The 7,286-nt window shown below is 69.3% G+C and carries 7 protein-coding genes, 1 tRNA gene and 1 pseudogene; 2 read left to right on the top strand and 7 right to left on the bottom strand.

The annotated features are described in order from the left end of the window. Together D7Y13_RS35315 and D7Y13_RS35310 are read left to right on the top strand one after the other, a co-directional pair. A pseudogene (locus tag D7Y13_RS35315) lies at positions 1-350 on the top strand (alkaline phosphatase family protein); the annotation flags it as partial. Positions 351-367: 17 nt separating this feature from the next. Then, positions 368-1,450 carry a lysylphosphatidylglycerol synthase transmembrane domain-containing protein gene (locus tag D7Y13_RS35310; RefSeq protein WP_120532151.1) on the top strand — a complete coding sequence of 361 codons (1,083 nt, stop codon included), beginning with the start codon at positions 368-370 and terminating at the stop codon, positions 1,448-1,450. Positions 1,451-1,521: 71 nt separating this feature from the next. Here D7Y13_RS35310 and D7Y13_RS35305 read toward each other — a convergent pair. The 7 genes from D7Y13_RS35305 to D7Y13_RS35275 all read right to left on the bottom strand — a co-directional run bounded on the left by D7Y13_RS35305 (position 1,522) and on the right by D7Y13_RS35275 (position 6,861). After that, positions 1,522-1,605: transfer RNA gene (locus D7Y13_RS35305), tRNA-Leu, on the bottom strand. 71 nt (positions 1,606-1,676) lie between these two features. After that, positions 1,677-2,054 carry a 2Fe-2S iron-sulfur cluster-binding protein gene (locus D7Y13_RS35300; RefSeq protein ID WP_120532152.1) on the bottom strand — a complete coding sequence of 126 codons (378 nt, stop codon included), beginning with the start codon at positions 2,052-2,054 and terminating at the stop codon, positions 1,677-1,679. A gap of 2 nt (positions 2,055-2,056) precedes the next feature. After that, a complete protein-coding gene (hscA, locus tag D7Y13_RS35295) occupies positions 2,057-3,901 on the bottom strand; it encodes a Fe-S protein assembly chaperone HscA (protein WP_120532153.1) in 1,845 nt (614 codons plus the stop codon). Continuing rightward, positions 3,898-4,446, bottom strand: a complete 549-nt coding sequence (gene hscB, locus D7Y13_RS35290; RefSeq protein ID WP_120532154.1) for a Fe-S protein assembly co-chaperone HscB — start codon at positions 4,444-4,446, stop codon at positions 3,898-3,900. The genes hscA and hscB overlap by 4 nt, the downstream gene beginning before the upstream one ends. A 104-nt stretch (positions 4,447-4,550) precedes the next feature. After that, positions 4,551-4,934: a HesB/IscA family protein gene (locus tag D7Y13_RS35285; protein ID WP_120532155.1), complete on the bottom strand. Its 384-nt coding sequence runs from the start codon at positions 4,932-4,934 to the stop codon at positions 4,551-4,553. Positions 4,935-4,983: 49 nt separating this feature from the next. Beyond that, positions 4,984-5,376, bottom strand: a complete 393-nt coding sequence (gene iscU, locus D7Y13_RS35280) for a Fe-S cluster assembly scaffold IscU (RefSeq protein ID WP_120532156.1) — start codon at positions 5,374-5,376, stop codon at positions 4,984-4,986. A gap of 123 nt (positions 5,377-5,499) precedes the next feature. Then, positions 5,500-6,861 carry an IscS subfamily cysteine desulfurase gene (locus D7Y13_RS35275; RefSeq protein WP_233595472.1) on the bottom strand — a complete coding sequence of 454 codons (1,362 nt, stop codon included), beginning with the start codon at positions 6,859-6,861 and terminating at the stop codon, positions 5,500-5,502. Positions 6,862-7,286 lie beyond the last annotated feature (425 nt).

The following is a 7,286-nucleotide window of genomic DNA, read 5'->3' as shown; positions in this document are numbered from 1 at the left end:
CGGTGGTGGTGATGGGCGGCGGGGTGTATGGGCCCGCGGACCTGGACCGCGCGCCCCTGTCCTCGGAGTACAGCCGGCGCGCCGTGGCGGACTTCCTCCACGGCCTGCCGCGCATGGAGACGGCGGGCGACCTGGTGCTCTTCGGCGCGGCCGTGCAGAAGGGCGGCACGGTGGGCTTCGCGTGGGAGTTCGGCTCGCACGGGGGCCTGACGCAGGTGGAGTCCGACAGCCTGGTGATGTGGCCCGCGAGCGGGCCGGTGGGCCTGTCCGGCCTGAGCCACTGCGCGCGGCTGCATGAGCGGCTGGCGGAGGCCTACCTGGACACGGGCTCGCCGCGAATCCTGCATTGAAACCCGAAGGGAGGACCATGCGGCTTCCCAACGCCGGTGGACGCACGTGGCTCAAGGTGCTGGGCGCCGTGGTGGGGCTCGTGCTGTCCGTGCTCCTGCTGTCCACGGCCTTCTTCAAGTGGAACCTGAGCGGGGCAGGGGACCTGCTCATCCCCCGCTTCCCGCTGCGTCAGTTCGTCGCGGATCTGCCGGGGCACCTGGTGTGGCTGGTGCCCTTCCTGCTGCTGCAGGCGTCGCTCGTGCCGCTGCGGGCGGTGCAGTGGCAGTCCACGCTGCGCAAGCCCATCCCGTTCAAGGAGCGCTACCACCTGGTGGGCATTGGCGTCTTCGTGCACAACGCGCTGCCGGGGAAGCTGGGTGAGGTGACGCGGGCCTTCCTGCTGGCGCGCACGCAGCACGTGCCCTTCATCCGGGGCCTGGGCTCCGTGGGCGTGTGCAAGCTGATGGAGTTCGCCTGCCTGATGCTGCTGGTGGCCCTGTCCTTCCTGGGCCCCTTCGGCACGACGATGGCCCACTTCCAGGGACAGCTGAAGGTGGCCATCTCGCTGTGCATCGGGCTGGTCGCGCTGGTGGTGCTGCTGGCCCACTGGGCGGCGCCCCTGGGCCGCTGGCTGCACAAGCGCCACAGCCTGCCGCGCGTGGAGAGCTTCTTCGCCCACGTGGGCGAGGGCCTGGGCACCGCGCGCTCCTTCAAGGGCATGGCGAAGGTGTTCTTCTTCTCCATCTTCCCGGTGTCCGCCTCCGCGCTGGCGTACGGCCTCGCGCTGCACGGCATCGGCATCCCCGGCGGGCTCTTCGCGGGCGCGGTGGTGCTGGGGGCCATCTCCCTGGGGCAGGCGCTGCCGGGCGTCCCGGCGGGCATGGGCATCTACTACTTCGTGACGAGCTGGGCGGCGCGCTCCCTGGGGGCCAGCCCGGAGGCGGCGGCGGCCTTCGCCACGCTCACCCACCTGGGCACCGTGCTCAGCCAGGTGTCCCTGGGCGCCCTGTCCGTGCACCACAGCAAGCTGCGCATCCGGGACCTGCGCAAGGGGGGCCGGCTGGCCAACGCCGCGGCGCACCATGTGGCGCACGAGGCCGTGGAACCCGCGCAGCCCTGATCCGCGCGAAGGGCCGTTCCGGAAAACAAAAAGGGCCCCGACTTGTGGTCGGGGCCCTTCTTTCTACTTCATGCCCGGGAGAGGACTCGAACCTCCATGCCCTTGCAGGCGCTAGACCCTGAATCTAGTGTGTCTACCAATTCCACCACCCGGGCGGGCTGGCGCGGCGTTGCGACGGGCAGACGTATAAAGAACCTCTTCTGCCCGGTCAAGCCCCGTTTTCGGCCTACTTCTTCAGGGGCCATTTCCCTTCGGATTCGAGCTGCCGGCGGATGGCCGGGTTCTCATCCATGAAGGCGACCAGGGACTCCTCGGTGATCTCCACCGTGACGTCCTCGGAGGCCACTTCCGTCTGGCAGGACAGGCGGGAATAGGGCCGCACGTCGAAGCCCATGTCCAGGCGGTCCATCTCGTCGTCCCGCTGCTCGCTCAGCGAGTCGAAGCCCTTGCGGATCCACACATGGCAGGTGGAGCACCCGCACACGCCGCCGCAGCTGTGGCCCACCTGGGCCTCGCCCTTCTCCGCGGCGTCCAGCAGGGTGGTGCCCGGGGGCACGTCCACGGCGACCTCCGCCAGGGGGCTCTTGAAGGTGACCTTGGGCACGGTCAGTACTCCTCCACGGAATGGCCGGACACCACCTGGGTGATGGCGCGGTTCATGACCCGTTCGATGAAGGCCCGGGACGCCTCGTCCAGCGCGTGGAGGGCCTCCTTCACGGCCATGTAGTCCTTGCCCTTCGCGGACTCACGCACGCGGGCCATGGCGGCCTGGATGGCCTCCGGCTCGCCGGCCTCCAGCAGGGCCGCGTTCTCGCGAAGCTGGCGGTCGGCCTCGGTGAGCACGCGCTCGGCCTCCACCTGCTGCTCGCGCACCTGGCGGGCCTGGATGTCGTCCTCGGCGTAGTCGATGGAGTCGAGCAGCATCTGTTCGATCTCTTCGTCGGACAGGCCGTGGCTGGGCTTCACGGTGATGGTCTGCGCGACACCGGTGCTCTGCTCCTTGGCGGTGACGGACAGGATGCCGTCCGCGTCCACCTGGAAGCGCACCTCCACCCGGGCCATGCCCGCCGCCAGGGGCGGGATGCCGGAGAGGGTGAAGCGCGCGAGGCTGCGGTTGTCCTGCACCAGCTCCCGCTCGCCCTGCACCACGTGCACGTCCAGGCCCGTCTGGCCGTCCTTGAACGTGGTGAACACCTGCGCCGCCGCCGTGGGGATGGTGGAGTTGCGCTGGATCAGCTTCTCCGCGATGCCGCCCATCGTCTCCAGGCCCAGCGACAGGGGCAGCACGTCCAGCAGCAGCACCTCGTCCTGGCGGTTGCTGTCGGTGAGGAGGCTGGCCTGCACCGCCGCGCCCAGCGCCACGACCTGATCCGGATCGATGTCACCCAGGGGCTCGCGGCCGAACAGCTCCGCCACGAAGCGGCGCACCGCCGGCACGCGCGTGGAGCCGCCCACCAGGATGACGCCGTCCAGTTCCCCGGCCACCACGCCCGCGTCCTTCAGGGCCCGCCGGCACACCAGACCCGTCTTCTGCACGAGCGGCTGGATCCACGCCTCGAAGTCCGCGCGCGTGACGGGCTGCGAGTGCCCGCCCACGCTGAGCGTCGCCTCCGCCACGTCCGTCAGCGCTTCCTTCACCCTGCGCGCCGCCGCCAGGGTCTCCGAGACCTGCGCATGGGTGGGGGAGGATGCGCCCATCGCCTGGAGCACGCGCTCCGCGATGGCGCGGTCGAAGTCGTCTCCACCCAGGGCGGAGTCGCCGCCGGTGGACTTCACCTCGAAGACGCCGTCCTCCAGCTTGAGGATGGAGATGTCGAAGGTGCCGCCGCCCAGGTCGTAGACGGCGAACATGCCCTGGCTGCCCTTGTCCAGGCCGTAGGCCAGGGCCGCCGCGGTGGGCTCGTTGAGCAGCCGCAGCACCTCCAGGCCCGCGAGCTTCCCCGCGTCCCGGGTGGCCTGCCGCTGGGCGTCGTCGAAGTAGGCGGGCACGGTGATGACGGCCTGCTCCACCTTGCCGGAGAAGTGCGCCTCCGCGCGGCGCTTCAGGGCGCGCAGGATTTCGCCGGACACTTCGATGGGCGTCACCGGCTGGCCACCGGCCACGTCGAAGCGCACCACCTGCGAGCCGGGCACGAAGCGGTAGGCCCCCAGCTTGCGCGTCTCCGCGTCGTCCGGGCCCCGGCCCATGAAGCGCTTCACCGACACGATGGTGTCCGTGGGGGCGTCGGCGCCGAGCAGCCGCGCGCGCGCGCCCACCACCACGCCGCCGTCCTTGCCGTAGTGCACGACGGAGGGCAGCAGCAGCGAATCCCCGTCGTCCACCGGGACGCAGCGGGGCTTGCCCTGGGACACGGACGCCACCAGCGAGTGGGTGGTGCCCAGGTCGATGCCCACCACGTGCCCCTTGGGCTTCAGCGGGTCGTGGATCTGCAGAAAGCCGTTGTTGCTCACGCGAGCACCTCCTCCTCGAACGCGTCCACCTGCTCGAGGAAGCGCGTGAAGTAGCGCACCCGCCCCAGCGCGTGCGATGCCTTTCTCACCCCGTCGGGAGAATCGCCCGCTCCCTCCAGCCCCTGGAGCGCGGACACGGCCTCCGCGAGCGCCGCCTGCTTCCTCGCCGCGACGTCCTTCGCCATGGCCTGGGCCTTCGGCAGGTCCTTCGCCGCGATGGCGTCGTCCAACTCCTCGCGCAGGGTCATGACCTCCTCCAGGAACGCCAGGGGCATGTCCTTCTGCGCGCCGGCGTCCTCGCGGTCCAGGTCGATGCCGTGCAGCTTGAGCAGGTAGAAGGCGCGGCGCACCGGGTCCTTGAGCGTCTTGTAGGCCTCGTTGAGGGCGGTGGTGCCCTCCAGGGCCTGGAGCCGCTCGCGGGCATTGCCCTGGGCGACGCGGTCCGGGTGCAGTTGGAGCGACAGCTCCCGGAACTGCTTCTCCAGGGCCGGCACGTCCACGGCGTGGGAGCGGGGCAGCCCGAACACGTCGAAGTGGGTCCTCACGGTGGGGGAATCCTCATGGGGGCGAAACGAAAAAGGGGCCCGGCACCGGGCCGGACCCCTGATACCCGCTCCCTGACCGACGGGGCGGGCGGGTGGACCGCGCGTCAGACGGAGAAGCTCTCTCCGCAGCCGCAGGCGGCCTTCACGTTCGGGTTGTTCAACTTGAAGCCGGAGGCCATCAGCGTCTGCTCGAACACCAACTCCGTGCCGATGAGGTACAGGTAGCTCTTCGGATCCACGAAGACGCGCACGCCGTCCTTCTCGAACACCTTGTCGCGCTCGCGGGACTTCTCCGACCACTCCATGGAGTACTGGAGGCCGGAGCAGCCACCGCCCTTCACGGCGATGCGCAACCCCGCCTCCGGCGTCTGGCGCTCCGCCAGCAGCACCTTGAGGCGCTCCACCGCGCTGTCCGCCAGGCCAATGCCCTTGGGCGCCGGCTTGGGGGGCGTCTGAGGGGCCTGGGTCGTCTGGGCCTGCTCGTTCATGGTGTCGTCCTCGCTTCCTGAAAGTGCCGCGTGCTTCGGGAGCTGCTGACTACGACTGCCGCGCGGCGCGCTTCTTCTTGAAGTCCTCGATGGCCGCCTTGATGGCGTCCTCGGCCAGCACCGAGCAATGGATCTTCACGGGGGGCAGCGCCAGCTCCCGCGCCACGTCCTTGTTGGAGATGGTCATCGCCTGGTCGACCGTCTTGCCCTTCACCCACTCGGTGACGAGCGAGCTGGACGCGATGGCGGAGCCGCAGCCGAAGGTCTTGAAGCGCGCGTCCTCGATGACGCCCGCGTCGCTGATCTTCAACTGGAGGCGCATCACGTCGCCGCAGGCGGGAGCGCCCACGAGGCCGGTGCCCACGTTCGGGTCGTTCTTGTCGAGCGTCCCCACGTTGCGGGGGTTCTCGTAGTGCTCGATGACCTTCTCGCTGTAAGCCATGCGTCTAACGCTCCTTCACACAACGCTTGAACTGATGCGCCTGGGGGGCAACCGATGCGCTGCCGGGCGGGCGGGGACTTGCGTGCCCGGTTGGGATCCGTGTCGGTGGAAGAACCCGCGCGCCTAGTGCGCCGTCCACTCGATGCTCTTCAAGTCGATGCCTTCCTTGGCCATCTCGTACAGTGGGCTCATGTCTCGCAACTTGCGGACTTTGTCCACCACGAGGCGGATGACGAAGTCTACCTCTTCCTCCGTGTTGAAGCGGCCCAGGCCGAAGCGGATGGAGCTGTGGGCCATGTCCTCCTCCACGCCCAGGGCGCGCAGCACGTAGGAGGGCTCCAGGGAGGCGGAGGTGCACGCGGACCCGGACGACACCGCGACGTCCTTGATGGACATCATCAGCGCTTCGCCTTCCACGTAGGAGAAGGAGATGTTGAGGCTGCCCGGCATGCGGTGCTCCAGGCTGCCATTCACCACGACCATGTCCAACTGCTCCATGATGCCGGTGCGCAGCCGCTCGCGCAGGCGGAACAGGCGGGCCGCCTCCTCGGGCAGGTCCTGCTTCGCCACCTCCGCCGCCGCGCCGAAGCCGACGATGGAGGCCACGTTGAGCGTGCCGCTGCGCATGCCGCGCTCATGTCCGCCGCCGTCCACCATGGGGGCGATGCGCACACGCGGCTTGCGGCGCACGTACAGCGCACCCACGCCCTTGGGGCCGTACATCTTGTGGGCGCTGATGGACGCGAGGTCCACGTTCATCGCCTCCACGTCGAAGGGCACCTTGCCCACGCCCTGCACCGCGTCGCAGTGGAAGAGGATGCCCTTCTCGCGGCACAGCCGGCCAATCTCCGCCACCGGCTGGAGGACGCCGATCTCGTTGTTGGCGAACATGATGGAGATGAGCACCGTCTTCGGCGTGATGGCCGCGGCCAGCTTCTCCAGGCTCACGCGGCCGTCCCGCTCCACGTCCAGGTAGGTGACGCGCGCGCCGCCCGTCGGCAGCTCCGCCCACTTCTGGTACGTCGCGTCCGACTCCAGGTCGAACTTCACGGCCAGCTCCGCCACGTCTTCCGGCTGCACGTCGCGCTCGGCGAGCTGTCCCAGGCGCAGCAGCTTGAGCTCGTCCAGCCGCTCCTGGCGCACGCGCTCCAGACGCTTGCAGGTGTCCAGGATGGCCTTGTGCTCGGTCTTCAGGGTGATGATGTGGTCGCCCTTGGACTTGTAGAACTCGATGACGCCCTTGATGGCCAGGTTGTCGGACTCGGTGGCGCCGGAGGTGAAGACAATCTCCTTCTCCGACGCGCCAATCAGCTCCGCCACCTGCCGGCGGGCCTTCTCCACCGCGGCCTCGGCCTTCCAGCCGAACGCATGGTTGCGGCTGGCCGCGTTGCCGAAGTCCTCACGGAGGTAGGGCAACATCGCTTCCAGCACCCGCGGGTCGAGCGGGGTGGTGGCGTGGTTGTCCATGTAGATGGGCAGGTTCAGCATGGCTTCCTCGGAAGAAAAGACGCGGGAGGGTGGGACTTCCCTCCGCTCCCCGGCGACGCGGTGGGTCCGCGCGCAGCGGCAGGGTCTACATGTGCCCACACGAATGTGGACCGGACTGGTCAATTATAAAATCGTCCCCCCTCGGGTCAAGGGAACATAAGGCGAGGCTCCTCCTTCGCTGACACGCCGAGCCGGGCCGTGGCGGTGCAACGCCTGTCCGGAGTGGATCACTCCGGGTGCGCCGTCCTGGCGCGTTCCGCTCCGAAATGGTGCTCCGCCAGGTCGCAAGTGCCCGTTTCGAGGCACCGCGGGGGATGGCCGGGCGCCTGCACTGGAGGGCCCCCGGAGGATGCACACATGAGCGCCAACGCGAAGTCGCAGGCCCGGGGCAACGGACAGGATGCGGGGGGTGGGGAGGCTGG

Source organism: Corallococcus praedator (assembly GCF_003612125.1).
In the GTDB taxonomy this organism is placed as follows: Bacteria; Myxococcota; Myxococcia; order Myxococcales; family Myxococcaceae; genus Corallococcus; species Corallococcus praedator.
This window is presented reverse-complemented; position numbering and strand designations above follow the sequence as displayed.